This is a genomic window from Flagellimonas maritima, assembly GCF_003269425.1.
GTDB lineage: Bacteria > Bacteroidota > Bacteroidia > Flavobacteriales > Flavobacteriaceae > Flagellimonas > Flagellimonas maritima.
The window spans coordinates 534,660-556,527 of the sequence record NZ_CP030104.1; the positions used below are offsets into that span (position 1 = coordinate 534,660).

Sequence of the window (21,868 nt, forward strand, 5' to 3'; positions counted from 1 at the left end):
TTCAGAACAAGCCGATCTTATTGTTGCGGTTATGGCAATAACCTCTAGTATATATGTAACACTTCTTATGGCAATTATATAACTACAGCCCCAAATTTTCCGTAGTTCCAAAAAAACCATGTCCAAATTAGGGCGTGGTTTTTTTTATTGAACTTTTTTAATAAATCAATTAAAAATAATCCTAGCCGAGACATTGGGGGTAAAACCCAGGGAAAATTGTTCTACTTTCTGAATCTCATCATTTTCGTCTATTCTATAAAAGGTGTTCAAGACATTGTTTCTGTCCAAAACATTCCAAAGGGATAGTCCAAATCGGGCTTTTGTCCGTGGCCCAACCTTTAATCGATAAGTTGCAGAGAAATCCAATCGCATAAAAGGAGTTTGGCGTTCACTATTCACCGTAGCGTAGTTAATGGTATTTTCAGCTATTGGTTCATCTTGCATCACATTGGTAAATGGTCTTCCAGATCGTAAATTAAGCCCCGTTGCAAGCATAAAATTTTTTATTGTATAGTTTGCTCCCATTGTAAGGGAGTGGGTAATATCAAAATTACTCGGGAATTCGGTTTCAAATAATTCATCGAACCTATACTTACTATCAAGGTAAGAATAACTCAACCATATATTATTTTTCTGCAATCGTTTACGAAGCAGTATGTCAACACCACTGGCACGAGAATCGCCTTGAGTGGTCGCAAATTCAAAACTATCTAGAAAGCCTTGGCTTTGCGAGGTGATGCCCTCTACATCTTTGTAAAAGAAAACACCGTTGACCAGCCATCCATTTTTATTATAGTTAATTCCCAAAGAAACTTGCTTACTTGTTATTATGGGAATGGAGGAATCGTTTGAAAGCTGCCAACGCCTCTTTTCAATACCCAAAAAATCATTTTGGAAAGTAATGATCTGCGAAGTACTCTGATGCTTGAACTCTCCGAGCAATTCCAAATTTAAAAAATCCCAAAGGCCATGATTTACGCTCAGCCGTGGTTCTATGATATGTTTTTGGAATTTTGCCAGATAGTTATAGCGCAACCCTAAATTTACCTTCGTCATTTTATCGGCAGATTCCAAACCCAAACTTGTCCACAGTGCGTGTTCACGGAGTACCTCTCCTTCAATCTGTACAAAACGGGGGTCATCTACATCATCCAGATTTCTTATTTTTGTTTCAAAGAACTGATAACCTGCTGATATCTCCATACCTTGGCCAACTTTCTTTCTTGCACTGATTTTTGCCCCGGTTTCTGAAACGGAATTCTCTTGTAGAAAACGCTGGTCTTCCTGAACATTGGCATTGATACCCTTTAATAGATAATCCGTATTGTAAACTGTCAATTCTGTATTAAGGGTCTTGGTCCAGTCTTTTTCATAATGAACACTGCCTGCAATACTGTTTTGGTCTACCGTACTCTCACGTACTTCTTCGTTCCCATTTATAAAACCACTTTCATTGAACGTGAGTCCGTTGGCAACCTGTATAAAGTTCACCCTAATTCTATCCTTATCTGATGGATGGTACAATAAACGCATTGCAACATCATAAAAGTTGAAATCTATATCAGAATCGGGAATTGAATTGGTATCGTTATTAATTTCTGAATTCTGTACAATCCTCTCAAAGTAGGCCGAATAGGTAGGGGTATCAACAAAGTCGCTAAGAGATTTACGTGCTGCGACCTTTAAAGATATATTTTCACCAATCGGTGCATCAACAAAGCCTGCCGCATCAATAAGGTTAAGTGAAACCCCTCCTTTAAAATTAGGGTTTAAATAATCATCTGTCTGCATAATTATGGAACCGGAAACTCCATCCGTTAGATTTGCAGGACTTCCATTTTTACGAAGTATTACTTTATCAGTTATAAAGGGATTGTACATTGAAATCAATCCGAAAAAGTGACCGGACTGGTACATTTTGATGTTGTCCCAAGTAAAAAGGTTTTGGTCATTGCTTCCTCCCCTAATATTGATGTTTGATACAGATTCGTCTACGCTCTGAATGCCTGGAAATGCCTGTACAGATTGAAGAACATCTTCATCCAAAAGTCCTGGGAGTAAGCTGTTATCATCAAAATCAATTTTATAGGAACCGTTGTTGATTTTAGAGATTCCTTTAATTACATATTCGTAAAGTACAATTTCTTCCAATTTTTCTTGAAAGGGTATTAGATACAAAATATTGCATTGTGAATCTTTCAAAAATTTTGAATCCCTAACAAGGGGCTTATGGCCAATATGGCTAATCTGTACTATATTGGCAGCGGGAGCAGGATGTAACTCAATTTGGAAATAGCCTTCTTCATTTGTAATTGTTCCTGTAGCTCCATTACGTATGGTCACATAAGGCAATGCTTCACCGGAATCCTTGTCCTTTACATAGCCACAGAGCGTATTTTTCTTTTTGGTAATAGCTATTGTGGTCTCCGATATAAATCTTAAATCAATATTGAGCTGCTGTTGAAGATAATCCAGTGACTGCTGAAGGGTAAGGTGCCTATCGGGCGGTGGAAGTTCCACTTGTTCGGCCAAATCGGAAGCATAATTAAAACGTACATCAAAACGCTCCCTCAATTCTAACAAAATATCTGTCAAAGATTTATTGACATTGTTTTGGGCAATAGCGTTGAGGGGATTTAAAACAGCAAGAAAAAATACTAAAACAAGTAGTCTTTCATTCACGTGTACTTAAACGTACTATCTTTTGTTTTAGTATCTCATAATCGATATCCAGTGGCTGGGTTACAGCCAATAATGCCTCTTCAAGGTCAGAATGGTCAAATCCGCCTGTAAAAAACTGATTTTCATTGATATTATCCAATTGGATTGAAACGCCAAACTGACGTTCAATCTCGGAAAAAACTTCCGATACGGGAATACGCTCAAAGTAACTTTTGTTTTCTGTCCATTGGGGCGCATCAAATGAATGTTTACCAGAAAGAACCTCTTCATTGGCAAACCGAAAATTATCGCCTTGTTCAAGAATCTTGGTTTCATTACCGTATGTAACCAAGACTTTGCCCTCAAAACAACTAACTTCAAGAATGTTATTCCTATGCTTTACGTTGAATTCGGTACCAAGGACGCTTACCATACCCACTGGAGTACGCACATCGAACCTTGAGCCTTTTGCAACATCAAAAAAGGCTTCGCCCTGAAGCTCTATATCCCTTTTTGAACTCCAGTGCTTTTCGCTAAATGAAATTTTAGATTCGGAGTTCAACACTACACGGGTATCATCTGGCAATAATAAATCGGATTTTTCGACAACAGCAGTTTCCAAAACCGTATTGGTATCGTAAACAAGGAAATAATATAGCCCGAAAGCCACAATCATAATACTGGCAATTCTAAGAAAGGGAAGCGGTAAAGAAAAGCTTCGCTCTTTTCTTGGTGAAGATGGAATCCGTTTTTTAAAATCCGTGTATTCAGGCATTTCGGAAAAGTCAGAAGCCTTAAAGAACTTGGCATCACTGATTATTTCATCGAAAAAAGATGCATCTTCCAATTCATTAAATGCTATGGTCTCCTCTTCATTGAGATCATCTAAAAGCCATTTATTAATCAAATCTTTACGGTCCATCTTTTATGTTTCTTTGCAATAAAACAACTTGGTTATTGTTTTTCCTGATTATTTTACCTTAAAATTCTCCAAATCTTTTTTAAGTAGGTCAAAAGCCGAGTAAATACGGTACTCCACAACCTTACGCGTAATGCCCAACATCTCTGCAATTTCGGCATGTTTCTTCCCTTCTACCTTATTTAAAAGAAAAGCAGTGCGCTGTTCCTCGCTCATTTTTGCAAGACACTCTTGATACTGTTGATAATATTCCTCCTTTTGCATTAAATATTCAGGATTCTCGTTCGTGTATGCCCTTGGAGCTACTTTTCTATGGTTCAGAACAACTTTTTGATGCTTAAACTCGTTTAACATCATATTATTGGCCACCGTGAAGAGATAAGATTTTGCTTTTTCCATGGTAACTTTGGAACAGTTCTCCCAAAGTTTTACGAAAGCTTCCTGTGCTTTATCAGCAGGATTATAGTTTTCTCCATATTTGTAATAAAGAAAATCATGTAAGTTCTGCGAATGTTTATTGTAGATTTTTTCAAATAGGGAATCCTCGCAGATATTATTATAAAGAGGCTTTTCCAAAGTGGGGTTACTTTTAGTTTCAAAAATAGGGAATGAAACAATTTAATATGTACTCATCAGGATTTTTTTTTGCTCAGTTGTTATATACTAAATAGCACCAAATAAAAATTATTATGAAGTTTTTTCCAAAATTATTCTCTTTAATAACAATCGTTACCATTATCTCGATGTATTCCTGTCGAGAAGAGGAGTCTTTCTTGTTGGAAACTGAATCAGGCCAGAGGCTTTTAGCAAATTCCAATGTTGCCAATCTTTTAATGGCCGTAGCCTCAGTAGATGGTTCCTTGGATGATATTGTTGATCGCTCAAGCTGTATTGCTATAGTGCTGCCTGTTTCGGTAATCGTTAATGGTACGCCATTAGTTGTAGAGAAAGAAGACGATTTTCAAATAATTCAGGATATATATGATGAAAATGATGACGATGATGATACACTTATTATAGATTTTCCGATTAGAGTTATTTTACCCGACTTTAAATCCAGAAGTGTTGGAAGTGAAAATTCTCTGGAAAATCTTATCAGAAACTGTGAGAGAGATGATTTTGAAAATGAAAATATTGATTGCGTCGATATAATCTATCCCGTTAATATCTCAGTATTTAACCCAAATACTGAAAACCTTGAAACAGTTTCCATAATAAATGATGAAGAACTATTCAAGTTTTTGGAATTACTGAAAACTGATGACATAGCCACTGTCGAATTCCCTATATTTCTCAATCTTACAGATGGCACCGAGGTATCCGCTTCAAATATCCAAGAACTTGAGGACAGCATTGTAACATTCAAGGATTTCTGTGACGAAGGAGAAGATGACGATGACGGCGATGACGGCGATGACAGCGATGACGGCGATGACGATGACGGCGATGACGGCGATGACGATGACGACGATGACGACGATGACGACGATGACGACGATGACGACGATGACGACGATGACGACGATGACGACGATGACGACGATGACGACGATGACGACGATGACGACGATGACGACGATTAAATCGTATACAAATAAAAAGTCTTATCCAAATTTTAATCTGGATGCGCAAAAATTATTTTCCATAATGGATTCAAGACACCTTAACCCATTGAAAACTCTAATATTTCCTATTTAGGCCGCAATTTCTAATTTAAATCAATATAGCGAAGTGAAGCTGGTTTACCATTGCCATTCTGGGAAATATACAACCTTCTGTTCTTCACGTCCACATCAATACCGTTTGGCGTAACAAAACTGGCTTTTGAAGCTATACCATCCTTTGTTTGGTAATTACCGGACCCTGCAAATTCCTTTACCTCCCCCTTCATGCTTATCCTATATATTTTATTGGAACCATAACCTGTTGCATATAAATAATTTTCAAAGTATGTGATATAACCAATTACGTAACCTGGATAAACTACAGGGATACTTGCCAGTTCCTCAAGATTTTTATCAACATTTACCCTATAAATTTTCCCCGTAGTAAAATTGCTAATGAAAATAATATTATCTGGGCCATAAGTAATACCGGTAGCACCCTTTACTTTCTCATCTTTAATAAAATCCTCAACGCTACCGTTTATATAAACTTTCCTAATAACAGGAAGCGTATAATTGGTAATATAAAACAATCCGTTGTTATCCGCATCAATTAAGATATCTCCTGAAAACCCTTCGAGTGTGGCTATTTTTCTTATTTTATTATTCTTGAACTGCATAAAATCACTGGACAGGTAGGAGCTTCCATTATTGAAATAATAATTTCCATCGCTGTCAATTGCATTTCCTACGGCACCACTTACGCTATTGGAAATAACATTGACCTTACCTTTTGGACTTACCGTAAAAATACGTTTACCATTACCTGAAATATCAGGATTTGCTGTTCCGTACTCGTTTACAAAAACATTGCCGTTTGGGCCGACAACCACCGATCCGTTTCCATGAAAATTATCGACTAAAGTATGAACTCTAGGTTCGGTTTCTTGGCACACGGTTTTCATGGAAATCAAAAGAAATAATAATGGGAAAACCCTATTTAAGTTATACATCATCACAAATTATTTAAAGGTAAAGATGTAAACTGTTTGCAATTATTTCGACCACTTGGGTACAAACACACCAAAATCTTTTGACTTTCAAGAATACGTTTACATGTTTTTGGAATATAAAAAAAGTAATATGTGAAGTACATCATACAATTGAAATCATATCTTCTAGTCCTAGATTTTTTTTCATTGATGTTAAAAACCAGAAATCATATTATATAAATCAATTTCAGTACATTAAACCATCTTATAAAATTGCAAATGGACCATCGCAAACTACATCTCATATTCCTGGCTTTTTTTCTTTCACTTGTTCAAGCCAGTGCGCAACATTTCAATATTCACAATCCCATTACACTACCAGATAAAAGTCAGGAGTCCAACATTGCCCAACGTATAGGATATACTAACATCACTATAGATTACCATAGTCCTGGAACAAGAGGTAGAAAGGTCTGGGGAAACCTTGTTCCCTACGGGAAAGTATGGCGTGCCGGTGCCAATGAGAATACAGTATTTACTATTACTGACGATGTGCAGATTGAAGGGCAAAGCTTGTCTGCGGGTAGTTATGGTCTCCATCTTTTGCCTGATGAGAACCAATGGACCTTTATTTTTTCAAAAAATCATACCTCGTGGGGAAGCTATTTTTATGAAGAGGCTGAAGATGCGCTGCGGGTAACGGTTCCTGTCCAAAATAACTTAGAGGAAAGAGAATGGCTAAGTTACGATTTCAATAAGCGAGAAAGGGGTATGACTTCGATAGTTCTGAGCTGGGCAGATAAAAAAGCGGAATTCAATATAAGTCTGGACATTGATGAAATTGCTCTGGAAAATATTCGAAAACAACTTCGCTCAGATGCGTATTGGGAATGGTTTAGTTGGTGTCAGGCTGCAGATTACTGTGCCGAATATAAAATAAACACAAAAGAGGCACTTGAATGGATTGATAGGTCAATTGAACTCCAGGAAAACTTTTCCAATTGGGACGTTAAAGCAAAATTACTGAGACAATCGGGCAATCAAAAAGAAGCCGAAGAAGCAATACAAAGGGCTGTTGAAGTTGGTAGTGATGTCTATCTTGAGCGTTACGGTCGTAGGCTTCTAAAGGAAAAGGACTTTGAACAGGCGGAATATGTTTTCAAACAAGCCATAGAGAAAAACGAAACCTACTGGAGAGCCCATTTTAATAGAGGACATGCACTGAAGGACCTACAGAAAAGAAAAGATGCTAAAAAATCGTATGAACTCGCCCTTAAGTATGCGCCGGCAGATAGAAAAAATCAAATAAAGGAAAGTATTGAATCACTCAAATGATTTAGTTATCTCTAGAGCAATTGATAATTATATTTTATAGACATTATCTTTTTCGGACATTGCTCTAAAGAATTTAAACCGTGAGACTGTCTCGGGTTTTAAAATATTGGCAATGCTGTAAAAAATAGCATTCACAATACAATATGCCCCCACCATACTACCAAAATAAAAACTGTTGGAACTGTTGATCGTAATATGAAGGTCACTATATTCAATCAATGGTGACAAATCACTATCAACTATAGAAATAGTGGTCGATTTTTTCTCCAATCGTGCACATTTTAGTGCTTTGATGGTCTGGTTCTGGCATTTATCCAAGCAAATGGCCAATACAACATCATCTTTAGAGAAATGGGCCATATTTAAAAAAAGTTCTCCGTGGTATTCAGTACTTGCGTGTATTTGGGGAACTGCCGATCTACATATCCGCTCCATATAGTTAGCTACCAAACCAATATGACCCAATCCGATAATGTATGTCTGTTTTGAAGTTATTATGGCATTAGCAATTTTTTCAATTACTTCAAAATCAATGGTGTCATACGTTTTTTGAAGCATCATTATATCTCCCAATATAGCATCTTGTGCTACCTTCTGTGGATTGGTATGAGCACGAACTTCCTTGATCATTCCACTGAAAATAGAATCTACCCTTGTTAGTTGAACTTCATCTTTTAGAAGTTCTTTCAATTCATAAAAACCGTTAAGACCAATAGCTTTACAAGCTTTTACAATGGTTGCTGGATTTACCCCCAGCTTATCCCCTAACTCCTCCATTCGCATCAGCACGACTTTATCTGGATAATCCAAAGCATACTGGATAATTAACCTTCTTTTTTTTGAAAGTTTGGATAAGTCTATATCGTTCATAGTTTTCATAAGTTACAAGAAATAAAAAAAAATTAAAATACACTATGAAAATCTAAATCAAATACCATTATTAATATTGCTTTTTTCAAAATATCGATTATAATATTGTAATTATGATATTTTTTCTTAAATTGTGTTAAATCCCATCTCATGATACTTACGAAGATTTTAAAATGCTATTGCGCAATCTGAGTTGTTCTAATTGGAGCAATAGCTTCATAAGCATAATTTAATCATGTCCAAAAATCAATGGAGCAATAAGTTTTCATTTATCATCACAACCTCTGCTTTTGCAATTGGTCTGGGAAACATTTGGAGGTTTCCTTACATAGCTGGTGAAGGAGGTGGAGCTGCTTTCATATTGGTATATCTTATTTTAATGTTCTTGGTAGGAATTCCTATTTTGACCATAGAAATGGCTTTGGGCCGTATGTCCAAAACAACCATTCTTATTGGTTTTGAAAAACTAGCAAAGAAATACCAATGGAACAGTATAGGTTGGCTGGGTACAATTACCTGTATTTTAATCATGGGGTTCTACATCATGATTATGGCATGGATCGTAATCTATCTATGGGAATGTTTTTCAGGTAAAATTTCAAAATTATCGATTCCAGAAATTACAGGGCATTTTGATGTTGTTGCTTCAAACTTGTCCATCGTTATTACAGTAATTCTCACAATCATGCTTGCCGTATTTTTTGTTGTACGGCAAGGCCTAAAAAATGGCTTGGAACGCTATTCCAAAGGAATGATGTTCGGATTGATTATCCTTATGATAGGTTTATGCGTTTGGGCCGCTACTTTGGATGGTGCAGCTGAAGGTTATCATTGGCTTTTGTCGCCAGACTTCTCAAAAATCAATTTTCGAATAATCATGAGCGCTTTAGGGCAGCTTTTCTTTTCAGTGGGAGTTGGCATGGCAGTAGCATTTGTATTTGGGAGTTATACCCATAAAAATGAGAATCTTATAAAAAGTACTATATGGATTATTATAGCAGATACATTTTTTGCATTCCTTGCAGGGCTTATGCTCTTTCCGGCCATTTTCAGTTTTAATCTTCAACCAGATTCGGGACCTAACTTAATATTTGTTACGATGGCAACTGTTTTCAATCAATTGGAATATGGGTGGGCCATAGGCACATTATTCTTTTTGCTATTGTTTTTGGCCGGATTTACTTCACTAATCTCATGCGTACAAGGCTTAAAAGATACGTTCAAAGATAAATATTCCTTATCAGATACGATTGCTCTATTAGTTGTGATTTCTTGTATCACAGCAATAGCGATACTGGCAGTTTTTTCTTATTCGGATAATCCATTCCTGATATTTGGGAAAACAGTTTTTGAAACTTTGGATTATACAACGAGCACCCTATTATTACCGTTGAGCGGATTGCTTATAGTTGTATTCGCAGGTCACATTGTTGGTTTTGATAGACTAAAATCACATCTCATTACCGGATTGGAAAAGATAACGATCAAGGCATATTGGAAAGTTGTCCTGCTTTGGATATTACCTTTTTCATTACTTATCATTCTAATAAATGGTCTTTTGAACACCTAGGCAACTATGAATAAAGAGCTAAAAGAAAAAATGAATAACACCATATCAATCCTAAAGGATTTGATTTCATTTTCGGTCATTGGGGGCCAAAGCAATCTGCCTATTGCTGAATATATTGTTAACATATTGAAAGCGAATAATATTGAATATCATAAAGTATTTAATACTACTGGAGATAAAATGAGTATTCACTGTCGCATTGGACCAGAAGTGGATGGAGGAATCATTTTATCCGGACATATGGATGTCGTTACTATAGAGGGCCAACCTTGGACGAAACCTGGTTTTTCATTGACCCATATCGGAGACAAACTTTACGGTAGAGGTACTTCTGATATGAAAGGTTTCTTGGCATGCTGCCTAGCTATGATTCCCCATTTTAAAAAAAATGTTTTAAAAAAACCTATCTATCTGGCATTTTCATATGATGAGGAAGTTGGCTGTTTGGCTACTAATGAGCTACTCTTATCAGTTAAATCACAATACAGGGAAAAGCCGCGTTTTGCTATTGTCGGTGAACCTACATCCATGCAAACCGTAAATCTTGAAAAAGGAGCTGCATTTTTTAAGACTTCGGTTTATAGCAGGGCCGCGCACAGCTCTGAGGTAAGAAAAAGTATCAGCGCCATTGAAGAAGCCACTTATTTAATTCAATGTCTATTGGCAAAAATGGACCAATTTATTGAACAACGAAATTTTGATGAACGCTTTGAGCCTCCATATACGACCCTTCATATAGGCACTATCAAGGGGGGGACTTCGGTCAATATCATTGCTGATCAATGTGAGTTTGAATGGGATGTCAGAAACATTCCGTCCAATACCATACAAAAGATTCTAGACTCTTTTGAAGCATTCTACAAAAAGCGTATCGATCAAAAGCAAAAAACATTTCCTGAATTTAACATAAAGACAAAAGCACAATTTCCAATAGTTCCAAGTCTTCATACCCCAAAAAGTTCAGAAGTAGTAAAACTTGTAAATTCTTTTACTGAAAACACGTCAACCAATGCGGTTTCTTTTGCTTCCGAAGCTGGCTATTTTTCACAAGCTGGTTTTGAAACCGTGGTCTGCGGACCGGGCAGCATGGCTCAGGGACATCAAGCAGACGAATATATTGAATTGGACCAATTAAAAAAGTGTATCAAATTTTTGGAAAGGGTTGCCGACTGGAGTAAAATAAAAAATAAAGCAAAAGATAACTATGAAAAAGTATGATGTCCTTATTGTAGGAGGTGGTATCTATGGGATTACTGCAGCTGTTGAATTGGCAAAGCGAAAACATAGCGTTGGCCTTATTAATCCTGACACCATCCCTCATCACATGGCAGCATCCACAGACGTGACCAAGGCCGTTAGAATGGAATATGGTTCGGATATGGAATACTTTAAGATGGTTGAAATGTCAATAGACAAATGGCATGAATGGAATGATTTTTTTAAAGAACAATTATATCACGAAGTTGGTTTTTTAATGCTTTGCAAGGATAGCATAGAAAGTGAAAAACACACTTTTGAAAAACATAGCTATCAAAATTTGCTGAATGCGGGATACGAACCAGATCGTTTGGACGCGAAAAGTATTAAAAAACGGTTTCCAGCAGTAAACACATTGGAATATGTAGATGCAAACTTCAACAGAAAAGCAGGTTACGCGGATTCTGCATTAACAGTTCAAACCTTAGCAGATTATGCAAGGACTTTGGGTGTCGATATCCATGAACGGCAAACCGCAAATAGCTTTGAAATCGAGAACGGTGTATTGACAGGGGTAAAAACCAAGGAGGGGAACACTTTTCAATGTGGTCATGCACTGGTCGCTGCTGGGGCGCACACCCCATTGTTACTGCCAGAACTACAGCCTTACATGAAATCGACAGGGCATCCCGTATTCTGGCTCAGACCCAAAAATAAAAATAACTTTATTCCTCCAAAATTCTCTGTGTTCACTGCCGATATTTCCAATTCTGGGTGGTATGGATTTCCATTTTTGGAAAAGCAGGGTATCGTCAAAATTGCTAAACATTCCAACGGAACCTCGGTGCATCCCGAAAAAGATGATCGCCAAATTAGTGATGCAGAAGTAGCGGATATGCGCTCTTTTGTTAAAATGACATTCCCAGAGTTGATGGATGCCCCACTGGTCTTTACAAGAAGGTGTCTTTACATAGATACTCTCGATGGACATTTTTGGATTGATAACCATCCTAAAATAAAAGGATTGTCGGTCAGTACCGGAGGAAGTGGACATGGATTAAAAATGGCCCCGCTATTGGGAGCTATGGCCGCAGATGTTATAGAGGGAAAATCCCATATGTTCTCCAAAAGATATAGGTGGAGGCATCTTTCGAGCAATACAAACCAAGTAGAAGAGGCAAGATATGTAATCGACAGAAAATTATAAAATTAAATGAGAGCAGGTAAAATTATACATAGGTTCATGGCTGCCTACAACGAAAGGGATTTGGAAAAATTCTTGGGATTCATGCATCCTGAGTTTACATCTTGCCTATTTGAATCGCAACATTGCCTATGCTCAGGTATCGAAGATGCCAGAAAAGTATACGGCAGAAGATTTGGCAAAAACAAACAACTTTTTGTGACCACTTTAAATAGAATTATCAATGATAATATAGTTGTTGAATCACAGATCATTGAAGGTTTTGACGATAATAAAACCATACATGCGATTGCAATTTTTGAACTTCAAAATGACAAAGTAAAACGAGCATCTTTTGTGAGAAGGGAAATTTTAACCAAAGACAATATCTCCGTTTTGGAATAAATGAAAAGAAACATGGAAAAGAACAAGTACTACAACAAAAAAATACTTTTAGGAGATTTAAAAAACGGAGTAATGCCTGCTTTTACACATGTTTTCAACTCTTATTTTAACGAATTGAACAGTTACATTTCTGTTATCTGTGGCAACCAGGTTTTGGCCCAAGAAATTGTTCAGCAAACCTTTATCAAGTTTTGGGATCGGCGCAAAAAATTGGTCATTAAAGACAATATTAAGCGGTACTTGTTCAAAATGGCCTACAATCTCTACAAAGACTCACAGAAAAGGAATTTAAAGGAGCTAAGTTTAATGAAAGAGTTGCAGTATAACGCAATGATGAATGTTATAGAGAAAGATTCCGAAGAGACAGAGCGAAGACTGAAACTACTTCATCAAGAAATTGAAAAACTTCCTAAAAAATGTAAAACAGTTTTTTTGCTTGCGAAAAAAGGAGGACTTGAATACAAAGAAATTGCTCTGAAATTGAATATTTCCGTAAAAACTGTTGAAGTCCACATATCAAAAGCTATGCTTCGATTAAAGAATACTCTTAACGAACAATAGTATTATTCTTTCATTCTATTAAAATTTTATGATTTATTTGAAATTTCTTCAAAAAAGAAGTTAAAAAAGTAAGGGTTGTTAACTTTTTTTTAAGTCTACTCTTAAGAAAATGCTAAATAGTTGAAGAACCACAGTAATATAGATATCGTCATTTCAAAATTTCTTGATGACCATGCAACGGAAGATGAGAAGACTTTTCTTATTGAATGGATAAAGGATTCTGAAAACAGGGCATATTTAGAAGATTACTTAAAAACTGAAATCTGGGTTAAGTATAGTTTTAATTCATCAATTATTGAGAAACAGCTTTCCGTTCTATCTATTGTTACTAAGCCAAAAAAGAAAAAGGCTCGCTCCAGTTTTATAAAATACGCAGCTATTTTTATTGGAATCTTGACTTCAACAGCATTGTTCTATTTGTTTAGCGACCAATCTGAAAATCATGGGATGGACGAATCCATGATAACGCTTGAAATAAATAATGGCACATCAAGATTTATTTCTCTCGAGGATTATAAGAATTTCAATTTTGACGATAACTCAGCCGTTTTAAACGATAACGAATCGCTGAAGTATGAATCCAAAAAGGATTATGATCAAAAAACCAGTACTCCGGAACATCATACCATCCATGTACCAAATGGTAAAACTTTTCAAGTTCAATTGGCCGATGGATCGCAAATACATATCAACTCAGGATCAAAACTTAGTTATCCAAAAAATTTTAATGGCTTCAAATCAAGACAGGTGTCGCTTATTGGAGAGGCGTATTTTAAAATTGCCAAGTCCAGCGTTCCATTTCTTGTAAATGTAGACGGCCTATCAACCAAAGTTTTGGGAACAGAATTCAATGTTTCCGCCTATAAAAATGAAACATTCAAGGAAATCACGCTTGTTGAAGGATCGGTCGAGGTCTTTAATAATGACCCAGGGGACGTCTATACATCATCAAAAATTATGGTTCCCAATCAAAGAGTTCTTAAAAAGGATAACAGTACCGGATTGACCATTGACGAAGTGGACATAAAAAATTACACCGCTTGGATGGAGGGCATCATGGTGTTTGAAAAAGAGAACATCAATATCATATTGAGAAAATTGGAACGACGGTTCAATATTGATATTGATAATAACTACAAAAAATTAGATGAATTGAGCTATAGCGGAAGATTCAAAAATGAAAATATAGAAGATATTCTAAAGACTATGCAAGCGCATACCAGCTTTTCATATTCAATGGAAGGAAATACACTGACAATCGATAACCCTTAAATGATAAGGCCTATGAAAATACAATAAAGATATTTAAACTAATACTAACTTAAACTGAACATAAATGAAAAATTATTTATCTAATACCAAAATTAAATGGCCGATCAAAGTTTGTCTGCTTTGTTTTGCCATGCTTTGTTTTGCAAATGCAAAAGCAGCTACATGCGAACAAAATGACATGGTTACTGCTAGTTTTAAAAATGTTGAATTAAAAAAAGTCTTTGATGAAATAGCTGAAAAAAGTGGTTACAACTTTTTCTATGAGGCTTCAGAAATCAATATAAAGAAACGAGTTTCCATAGATGTGGCTAATATTTGTATCGATGACTTCCTTCAAGAATTGTTTGCCGATATGGATTTAAACCACCAAATCGTGGCCAAACAAATTGTTATTAAACAAAGAGAGGTCAAAAAAGATATTCCAAAAGTCAAAAAAATAAAGAACGACGTAATTGAGGTACTACAAACCACAGTAGGCGGTACAATTTTAGATGACAATGGCGTTCCGTTATTGGGTGCCACCATTGGAGTCAAAGGTACCAACGTCGGTACTATCACCGATTTTGATGGAAACTTTGAAATGGTTGTTCCTGAAGGTGGCACGACCTTAGTGGCATCATATATAGGTTTTAGAACCAAAGAAGTTCAAATAGGAAATCAGACTTCCTTCACCATAACTTTAGAACCAGACGCAGCTAAATTGGATGAAGTAATTGTGGTCGGTTATGGTACTTTAGCAAAAAAGAGAGTGACTGGATCTGTTATTTCAATCAGTTCCGAATCAATTGTTGAAGTACCGGCGTTGTCCCCTGAAGCCGCTATAATAGGTCAAGTAGCGGGTGTTCAGGTTCAAGAAGTATCTGGAGAACCTGGGGCCGCCCCAAATATTAGGGTTAGAGGTTCAGGTTCTATTTCGGCGGGTAACGATCCATTATTTGTTATTGATGGTATTCCAATATCCAGAAATCTTACTACCTCAAGTATAGGTGGTGTATCAAGAAGGCGTGCAAGCTTTCAACCGCCCCCGGTCAATCCTTTGGCTACATTAAATCCAAATGATATCGAATCCATTCAAGTATTGAAAGATGCTTCGGCAGCAGCAATCTATGGTTCTCGAGGCGGAAATGGAGTACTGTTGATTACAACTAAGAAAGGTTCGGCAACTGACGAAGGGAAATTTTCTTTCGACTCATTTTTTAGTCTTCAAACCGTAGCAAATAAAATTGATTTGATGAATTCACGAGAACTTATCGATTTTACGAGGGATGCCAGGAACAATAATTACCTATCATCAGTTGAAGGGGCATCAATCAATGACCCTATTGGAGATGGAGATCGAGGAGATGTCAATTTTGAAATGCCTGAATCCTTTATCAATTGGGACGGCACCGATACCGATTGGCAGGATTTGATCTTTAAAACTGGAACAACACAGAGTTATAATTTTTCATATGCCTCACCAATTCAAAACAAGACCAGTTTTTTTGCATCGGCCAGCTATTTTACCCAAGAAGGAATTTTGGAGAAATCGAACTTTGATAGATATAATTTATTATTAAATCTGAATTCACAATTGACCGATAAATTAAATCTTGATTTAAGAGTTGCGCCAACTATTACTGAAAACCAAAGAGTTCCAGCTTCAGCACCCTATTTTGCGAGACCTCCTGGTATTGTCTATTCAGCACTTGTACATTCGCCAACTGTTGCTCCTTTTAATCCAGACGGTACTGTCAACCAACTGAACAACCAATCTTATTTGGGCGGAGGTACCACTACAGCAAGCAACCCTTTGGCGATTACGAATGCAATTGAAGATGAAATCTTTCAATTTCAGACCAGGGCTTCATTGGCACTGTCCTATGAGATTTTGCCCGAGCTTACTTTTAAGACATTTGGAGGCACCTATTTAAATTTGTTCAACCAAGATTTCTTTAGGAACAATACACTGTTGTACAGAACTGCAACAGAAGGTGAATCCTATGCGCAGGCGACATCCTCAACAGAAGTAAATTGGGTGTGGGAGAACACGTTAAATTGGGAAAAAGAGTTTGGAAATCATTTTTTGAATGCAGTGCTTGGATATACTGCACAAAAAGACAATATTACCATCAAAGAAGTTTTAGCGGATAATTTTCCTGACGATTTAGTTCCAACTATCAGTGGAGGACAAGTTTTTGCAGGTAACGCAATCAAAGAGCAATGGACTTTGGCTTCCGCATTGTTTAGAATGAATTATAGCTTTAAGGATAAATATCTTTTTACGGGAACTATTAGATCTGATAAATCTTCCCGTTTTGGATCCAACAATCAAACTGGTTATTTTCCATCTTTTTCTGCGGGTTGGCGTTTAAACGAAGAGGATTTCTTTCAATCAATAGAAGCAATTTCAGAGCTTAAACTAAGATTTAGTTGGGGGGAAACCGGAAACTTTGAAATACCAAATTACGGAGCAATAGGATTACTTTCTCCTGACAATTATAATCTTGGTGGCAATGAAATCAATGGATTGATACAATCCACGATTCCCAATCCGGAATTGACATGGGAAAGGTCACAGCAAACCAATATAGGACTTGAGTTGGGTTTATGGGACAACAGAATATTTCTTTTGGCCGATTATTACACGACAAAGACCTCAGATTTGTTATTAAATGTTAGTATTTCTGCTGTCTCAGGTTTCCAGACCACATTACAGAATTTGGGAGAAGTTGAGAATAGCGGTTTTGAAATAGCATTGCGAACGAAAAACTTTGTGGGTGATTTCTCCTGGGATACGGAATTCAATTTTTCTACCAATAAAAATGAAGTTTTGTCATTGAATGAGAATAACGAGCCCATTTTCTCGGCAGGTAGTGCAGGGATACGACATGTTACAAGGGTTGGTGACCCAATCGGTAGTTATTTTGGTTACGTGGTAGATGGGATTTATCAAAATCAGGCAGAGATAGATGCTGCCCCAGTAGATACACAAGCTCCTGATCCATCTCCTGGAGACTTTAGGTTTAGGGACGTTAATGGAGACGGGGAAATAACTCCAGATGATAGAACCGTTACTGGAAGTTACTTTCCAGATATAACATGGGGTATCAATAATAGGTTGAGCTTTAAAGGAATCGATTTTAGCTTTTTAATTCAAGGTGTGGAAGGTAATGAGATTTTGAACCTTACATCAAGACACCTAAAAAATGGGGAGGCTAACTTTAATTCGTATGCAGTATTCAACAATAGATGGAGGTCAGAATCGGAACCTGGCAACGGAAACATTCCAAGAGCGGATAGGCAAACAGGAAATCATGGTAACAATAATAGACCTTCTTCCTTTCAGGTGGAGGATGGTTCGTTTATTCGATTGCGGAATATTACTTTAGGCTATTCTATACCAACGAAAAAAATCTTTGGAGATAGTATAGATAGGTTAAGATTTTACGTTACAGGCACCAACCTGTTTACTATTACCGATTATTTAGGATATAATCCAGAAGTCAGCAATATTTCTACCAATAGTCTAACGCCTGGTGAAGATTATGGAGCTTATCCCTTGACAAAGTCGATTACCATGGGCGTCAATCTAACTTTTTAATTAAAAACGTAGAAGATGAAAAAAATAATCATAATACTTATAACGCTATCTACTATTTCTGCTTGTAGTGATAGCTTTACGGAACTGGCTCCGATTTCAAATAGAAACGAAGCCGATTTCTTTAACACGGCAGATGACTTTATCGCATCACTTAATTCAAGTTATGCTGGATTGCAGGATCCCGGAGTTTACGGAAGGGCATATTGGACCATGTTCGAAATGCGATCGGACAATACCGATCAAGGACCTGATGCAACAGGATTGGCAAGACAATACACCGAAATAAATGCATTTACGGAAGACCCTCTAAATGAACAGATAGACATCGCTTGGAGTGCATCATATAGGGTGGTAGCCAATTGCAATATTATTCTGGACAGGATAGAATCAATAGAGATTGATACAGCCATAAAAAATAGGATTATTGGTGAAGCATTGTTTCTTCGCTCATTAATGTATTATCATTTGGCCGTTGGCTTTGGGAACATTCCATTGCAATTGACCCCCTTTGTTCCAGGGGATGACTTGGTTCAAGTAGATGCAAACACGGTTTATGCGCAGTTGGTTACAGATTTAGGAATCGCTGAATCCAATTTACCGGTCTCCTACCCTACAAGTGATGTAGGTAGGGCAACAAAGGGAGCTGCGGCCACTTTGCTGGCAAAGGTGTTGTTGACGATAGGACAGGATTCTGATGCAGAAACGGTTTTACGCCGAATAATCAGTGATTATAATTATGAACTGGTACCCAACTATGCAGATTTATGGGGCGATGCAAATGAAAACAATGTAGAATCTATTTTTGAAGTACAGTTTATAAGCGGTGGTATTGGACAAGGGAGCACTTTTACAAATGATTTTTCACCAAGTTCAGATTTACAGACAGGGCAAGGTTTTGGAAGAAACAGGCCCACGGATGATCTTGCAAATGCTTATGAACCGGATAGTGAAAGATTTAATGCTTCCATGGCTACCTCATATGTCAACAATGAAGATGAAACCGTAGAGCAAAACTACATACTTAAATATCAAGGAGACCCACCAATCGAAAATGATTCCGATATAAATTTTGTGGTTTTTAGATATGCAGATGTACTGCTCATGTTGGCTGAGGCCTTGGGAGAATCACCTGAGAGCTATGCACTGATAAATCAAGTTAGAAGTCGATCGGGATTAGATCCAATTGATGCCGGTACCCCAGGTACATTCGAGGAGAAACTTCTCAATGAAAGACGGTTGGAATTGGCTTTTGAAAATCATCGCTGGGCAGACTTGAAAAGATTTGGGGTAGTGGTCGAGAAATTGATTGAAGCCGAATCCGATGTTATTGAAGTTGGAGATATCAGAAATTTATTTTTTATTCCACAACGAGAAATGGATATCAATACAGATTTTATTCAAAACGATAATTAGTAGTTGTTAATTGAGTTTGATTAGTCACCCTTTACCAAAATTTTGCCTGCTTATGTTTTTATAAAAGACAATGGTTAAAGTCACTTATTATAGTAGAATTTATAAATAAAAGAATCACATAATGAAAAAGCTTTTAATGATTATATGCATGTGCACTGGATTTTTGATTCAAGCACAGGAAAAAGAAGTATTGAACATCATAGCCATTGGAGCGCACCCCGATGATTGCGACTCCAAATTTGGAGGAACCGCGGCCTTATTTGCAAAAATGGGCCATAAGGTAAAGTTTGTTGCCTTGACCAACGGTGATGCAGGCCATCAGACCCAAGGAGGTGGTGCGCTTGGGAAACGAAGACGCGCCGAAGCTAAAAAAGCCGGGGAAATTTTGGGAATTGAATACGATGTATTGGACAACCACGATGGAGAATTGATACCAACGCTCAACGTTAGGCATCAAGTAATCCGGAAAATCCGTGAGTGGGATGCAGACATTGTTTTGGGACTCCGTCCCAACGATTATCATCCAGACCACAGAAATGCAGGTATTGCAGTTCAAGATGCCGCATATCTTGTAATAGTACCCAATGTAACGCCAGATACACCACCTTTAAAAAAGAATCCTGTTTTTCTCTATATGAACGACCGATTTCAGAAGCCTTATCCATTCTCAAAAGATATAGCCGTAGTAGTGGACGAAGTTATCGATACAAAGGTGAAGGCCTTGGCAGCACATGACTCCCAAATGTTCGAATGGTTACCATGGGTAAGCGGTGCTGATATGAGTACAATCCCTGAAGGCAAAACAGAGCGTTTCAACTGGTTAAAAAATAGATGGGCAAAAGAAAGAAAATGGAATCAAGAAGATGCAGAAGCAATAAAAAAATGGTACCCAGAAACGGATGTATCAAATGTAAAGCATGTGGAGTTTTTTGAAGTATGCGAATATGGAAAACAACCGACAGAGGAGGAAATAAAACAACTTTTTCCAATGGTCGGTAAAGAATAGTTGCAAATTCAATAAACAGCTAAACGAATGCATAGCGAAAAAACGACTTCAAAAAAGTATTACCACATCATAGCCTTGGTCATGCTGGTGTTCTTTGTCATTTCTTTTATCACAAACATTCTCAATTCAATAATTGTAGATGTGAAAAATAGCTTTGACCTTAGTTTGACAATGACAGGGTTACTTCCGTTTGCGTTTTTTATTGCATACGGGGTTATGTCAATTCCAGCAGGGTTTTTATCAGAAAAATATAGTGATAAAACGCTATTGTCATTATCATTTTTATTTATGGCCTTGGCCTCTTTGGGATTTGCATTCTTTCCAGGCTATGTGATTTTCAGTATTACGTTGTTTTCTTTGGGCTGCTGTATGGCAGTATTGCAGGTTATCATAAACCCGATGCTGAGGGTTGCGGGTGGTGAGGAACATTTTGCATTTAATTCCGTTTTGGCACAATTGGTATTCGGGTTGGCTTCTTTCTTGAGTCCTTTCCTTTACAAATACGTTGTAGATACAAGTTCCGAAGAAACGGGATTGGCAAGTTATATAAGAAGCTTGGTGCCTGAAAATTTACCATGGGTAGGCCTTTATATGATTTTTTCGGTAATTGCCTTGGTCCTATTAGCGGTAGTCTTTTTTACCAAATATCCAAAATATGAAAAGAACGAAGATGAGATTGCAGGAGATTCAAAATCGTATTTGACCCTTCTAAAGAATAAATGGACCCTTCTTTTTTTTCTTGGCATATTCTGCTATGTAGGGACCGAACAAGGCGTAGGCAATTGGATTTCACAGTTCCTTAGCCAATACCATGGTTTGGACCCCCAAACTGTTGGTGCAGATACCGTAGCCTATTTTTGGGCGATGCTTACTATTGGCTGTTTACTTGGTCTGTTATTATTAAAAATTATGGACAGCAGAAAACTCTTGATAGTGGCTACCGCAATTACAATGGTTTTTTTGATATTGGCGCTTACAGGAAATGAAAAAGTTGCACTCTTGGCTTTTCCGGCAATAGGGTTTTTTATTTCGGTAATGTGGTCCATTATTTTTTCATTGGCACTCAATTCCGTAAAAGAAAACCATGGGTCGCTTTCAGGGATATTATGTACCGGTATTGCAGGGGGAGCAATTGTTCCATTCTTGGTAGGGGCACTGGGAGAGGCGACCAGTCTTAAAACGGGTATGTTCTTTTTGCTTATTCCTTTGGCATTTATTTTATCCATTGGTTTTTTCGCAAATCCACTTGTAAAAAATAAGACCATCCAATTAAAAAGTAAGCAGACTACTCAATAAT

Annotated in this window: 17 protein-coding genes; 12 read left to right on the forward strand and 5 right to left on the reverse strand. The window is 37.2% G+C overall.

All coding sequences use genetic code 11. The features are described from left to right. Window positions 1–165 precede the first annotated feature (165 nt). The 3 genes from HME9304_RS02410 to HME9304_RS02420 are packed head-to-tail and all read right to left on the reverse strand — an operon-like array spanning window position 166 to window position 4,156. On the reverse strand, window positions 166–2,682 hold the full coding sequence (locus HME9304_RS02410; protein WP_112377074.1) for a TonB-dependent receptor: 2,517 nt from the start codon (window positions 2,680–2,682) through the stop codon (window positions 166–168). Then, window positions 2,675–3,583: a FecR family protein gene (locus tag HME9304_RS02415; RefSeq protein WP_112377075.1), complete on the reverse strand. Its 909-nt coding sequence runs from the start codon at window positions 3,581–3,583 to the stop codon at window positions 2,675–2,677. The genes HME9304_RS02410 and HME9304_RS02415 overlap by 8 nt, the downstream gene beginning before the upstream one ends. 48 nt (window positions 3,584–3,631) lie before the next feature. Further along, the gene (locus tag HME9304_RS02420; RefSeq protein ID WP_112377076.1) at window positions 3,632–4,156 is read right to left on the reverse strand and encodes an RNA polymerase sigma factor; all 525 of its coding nucleotides are present in this window, start codon (window positions 4,154–4,156) and stop codon (window positions 3,632–3,634) included. A 113-nt stretch (window positions 4,157–4,269) separates the two neighbouring features. Here HME9304_RS02420 and HME9304_RS17065 point away from each other — a divergent pair, with 113 nt between their 5' ends. Further along, entirely contained in the window at window positions 4,270–5,163 is an 894-nt protein-coding gene (locus HME9304_RS17065; RefSeq protein ID WP_206170485.1) for a hypothetical protein, read from the forward strand. A gap of 125 nt (window positions 5,164–5,288) precedes the next feature. On the opposite strand, the gene HME9304_RS02430 is transcribed toward HME9304_RS17065, so the two are convergent. Continuing rightward, window positions 5,289–6,200 carry an NHL repeat-containing protein gene (locus tag HME9304_RS02430; RefSeq protein ID WP_123877317.1) on the reverse strand — a complete coding sequence of 304 codons (912 nt, stop codon included), beginning with the start codon at window positions 6,198–6,200 and terminating at the stop codon, window positions 5,289–5,291. A gap of 255 nt (window positions 6,201–6,455) precedes the next feature. On the opposite strand from HME9304_RS02430, the gene HME9304_RS02435 reads away from it, so the two are divergent. Next, window positions 6,456–7,511 (forward strand): DUF2911 domain-containing protein, encoded by a 1,056-nt coding sequence (locus HME9304_RS02435; RefSeq protein WP_112377078.1) that lies wholly within the window; start codon window positions 6,456–6,458, stop codon window positions 7,509–7,511. A 27-nt stretch (window positions 7,512–7,538) separates the two neighbouring features. Here the strand turns inward: HME9304_RS02435 and HME9304_RS02440 are convergent, their stop codons facing one another. Next, on the reverse strand, window positions 7,539–8,381 hold the full coding sequence (locus tag HME9304_RS02440; RefSeq protein ID WP_164674719.1) for a MurR/RpiR family transcriptional regulator: 843 nt from the start codon (window positions 8,379–8,381) through the stop codon (window positions 7,539–7,541). Between the two features lie 235 nt (window positions 8,382–8,616). On the opposite strand from HME9304_RS02440, the gene HME9304_RS02445 reads away from it, so the two are divergent. From HME9304_RS02445 to HME9304_RS02490, 10 genes are all read left to right on the forward strand, one after another. Further along, window positions 8,617–9,951, forward strand: a complete 1,335-nt coding sequence (locus HME9304_RS02445; RefSeq protein WP_112377080.1) for a sodium-dependent transporter — start codon at window positions 8,617–8,619, stop codon at window positions 9,949–9,951. A gap of 30 nt (window positions 9,952–9,981) precedes the next feature. Next, a complete protein-coding gene (gene argE / locus HME9304_RS02450) occupies window positions 9,982–11,169 on the forward strand; it encodes an acetylornithine deacetylase (protein ID WP_164674721.1) in 1,188 nt (395 codons plus the stop codon). Continuing rightward, entirely contained in the window at window positions 11,156–12,355 is a 1,200-nt protein-coding gene (locus HME9304_RS02455) for an NAD(P)/FAD-dependent oxidoreductase (RefSeq protein ID WP_112377082.1), read from the forward strand. Before argE ends, HME9304_RS02455 begins: the two co-directional genes overlap by 14 nt. A 6-nt stretch (window positions 12,356–12,361) precedes the next feature. Continuing rightward, window positions 12,362–12,736 (forward strand): nuclear transport factor 2 family protein, encoded by a 375-nt coding sequence (locus tag HME9304_RS02460; RefSeq protein WP_112377083.1) that lies wholly within the window; start codon window positions 12,362–12,364, stop codon window positions 12,734–12,736. 12 nt (window positions 12,737–12,748) lie between these two features. Further along, the gene (locus HME9304_RS02465; protein WP_164674723.1) at window positions 12,749–13,297 is read left to right on the forward strand and encodes an RNA polymerase sigma factor; all 549 of its coding nucleotides are present in this window, start codon (window positions 12,749–12,751) and stop codon (window positions 13,295–13,297) included. Between the two features lie 120 nt (window positions 13,298–13,417). Next, window positions 13,418–14,569 carry a FecR family protein gene (locus tag HME9304_RS02470; protein WP_112377085.1) on the forward strand — a complete coding sequence of 384 codons (1,152 nt, stop codon included), beginning with the start codon at window positions 13,418–13,420 and terminating at the stop codon, window positions 14,567–14,569. A 64-nt stretch (window positions 14,570–14,633) separates the two neighbouring features. Then, entirely contained in the window at window positions 14,634–18,152 is a 3,519-nt protein-coding gene (locus HME9304_RS02475; protein WP_112377086.1) for a TonB-dependent receptor, read from the forward strand. Window positions 18,153–18,167: 15 nt separating this feature from the next. Further along, window positions 18,168–19,565 carry a RagB/SusD family nutrient uptake outer membrane protein gene (locus tag HME9304_RS02480; protein WP_112377087.1) on the forward strand — a complete coding sequence of 466 codons (1,398 nt, stop codon included), beginning with the start codon at window positions 18,168–18,170 and terminating at the stop codon, window positions 19,563–19,565. 121 nt (window positions 19,566–19,686) lie between these two features. After that, window positions 19,687–20,571 carry a PIG-L deacetylase family protein gene (locus HME9304_RS02485; protein WP_112377088.1) on the forward strand — a complete coding sequence of 295 codons (885 nt, stop codon included), beginning with the start codon at window positions 19,687–19,689 and terminating at the stop codon, window positions 20,569–20,571. A 27-nt stretch (window positions 20,572–20,598) separates the two neighbouring features. Next, entirely contained in the window at window positions 20,599–21,867 is a 1,269-nt protein-coding gene (locus tag HME9304_RS02490; protein ID WP_112377089.1) for an MFS transporter, read from the forward strand. Window position 21,868 lies beyond the last annotated feature (1 nt).

Excerpts from the sequence above, each read along its gene's own strand:
- HME9304_RS02415 (WP_112377075.1), bottom strand. The coding sequence starts at position 3,583 with ATGGACCGTAAAGATTTGATTAATAAATGGCTTTTAGATGATCTCAAT.
- HME9304_RS17065 (WP_206170485.1), top strand. The coding sequence starts at position 4,270 with ATGAAGTTTTTTCCAAAATTATTCTCTTTAATAACAATCGTTACCATT.
- HME9304_RS02430 (WP_123877317.1), bottom strand. The coding sequence starts at position 6,200 with ATGATGTATAACTTAAATAGGGTTTTCCCATTATTATTTCTTTTGATT.
- HME9304_RS02435 (WP_112377078.1), top strand. The coding sequence starts at position 6,456 with ATGGACCATCGCAAACTACATCTCATATTCCTGGCTTTTTTTCTTTCA.
- HME9304_RS02440 (WP_164674719.1), bottom strand. The coding sequence starts at position 8,381 with ATGAACGATATAGACTTATCCAAACTTTCAAAAAAAAGAAGGTTAATT.
- HME9304_RS02445 (WP_112377080.1), top strand. The coding sequence starts at position 8,617 with ATGTCCAAAAATCAATGGAGCAATAAGTTTTCATTTATCATCACAACC.
- argE (WP_164674721.1), top strand. The coding sequence starts at position 9,982 with ATGAATAACACCATATCAATCCTAAAGGATTTGATTTCATTTTCGGTC.
- HME9304_RS02455 (WP_112377082.1), top strand. The coding sequence starts at position 11,156 with ATGAAAAAGTATGATGTCCTTATTGTAGGAGGTGGTATCTATGGGATT.
- HME9304_RS02460 (WP_112377083.1), top strand. The coding sequence starts at position 12,362 with ATGAGAGCAGGTAAAATTATACATAGGTTCATGGCTGCCTACAACGAA.
- HME9304_RS02465 (WP_164674723.1), top strand. The coding sequence starts at position 12,749 with ATGGAAAAGAACAAGTACTACAACAAAAAAATACTTTTAGGAGATTTA.
- HME9304_RS02475 (WP_112377086.1), top strand. The coding sequence starts at position 14,634 with ATGAAAAATTATTTATCTAATACCAAAATTAAATGGCCGATCAAAGTT.
- HME9304_RS02480 (WP_112377087.1), top strand. The coding sequence starts at position 18,168 with ATGAAAAAAATAATCATAATACTTATAACGCTATCTACTATTTCTGCT.
- HME9304_RS02485 (WP_112377088.1), top strand. The coding sequence starts at position 19,687 with ATGAAAAAGCTTTTAATGATTATATGCATGTGCACTGGATTTTTGATT.
- HME9304_RS02490 (WP_112377089.1), top strand. The coding sequence starts at position 20,599 with ATGCATAGCGAAAAAACGACTTCAAAAAAGTATTACCACATCATAGCC.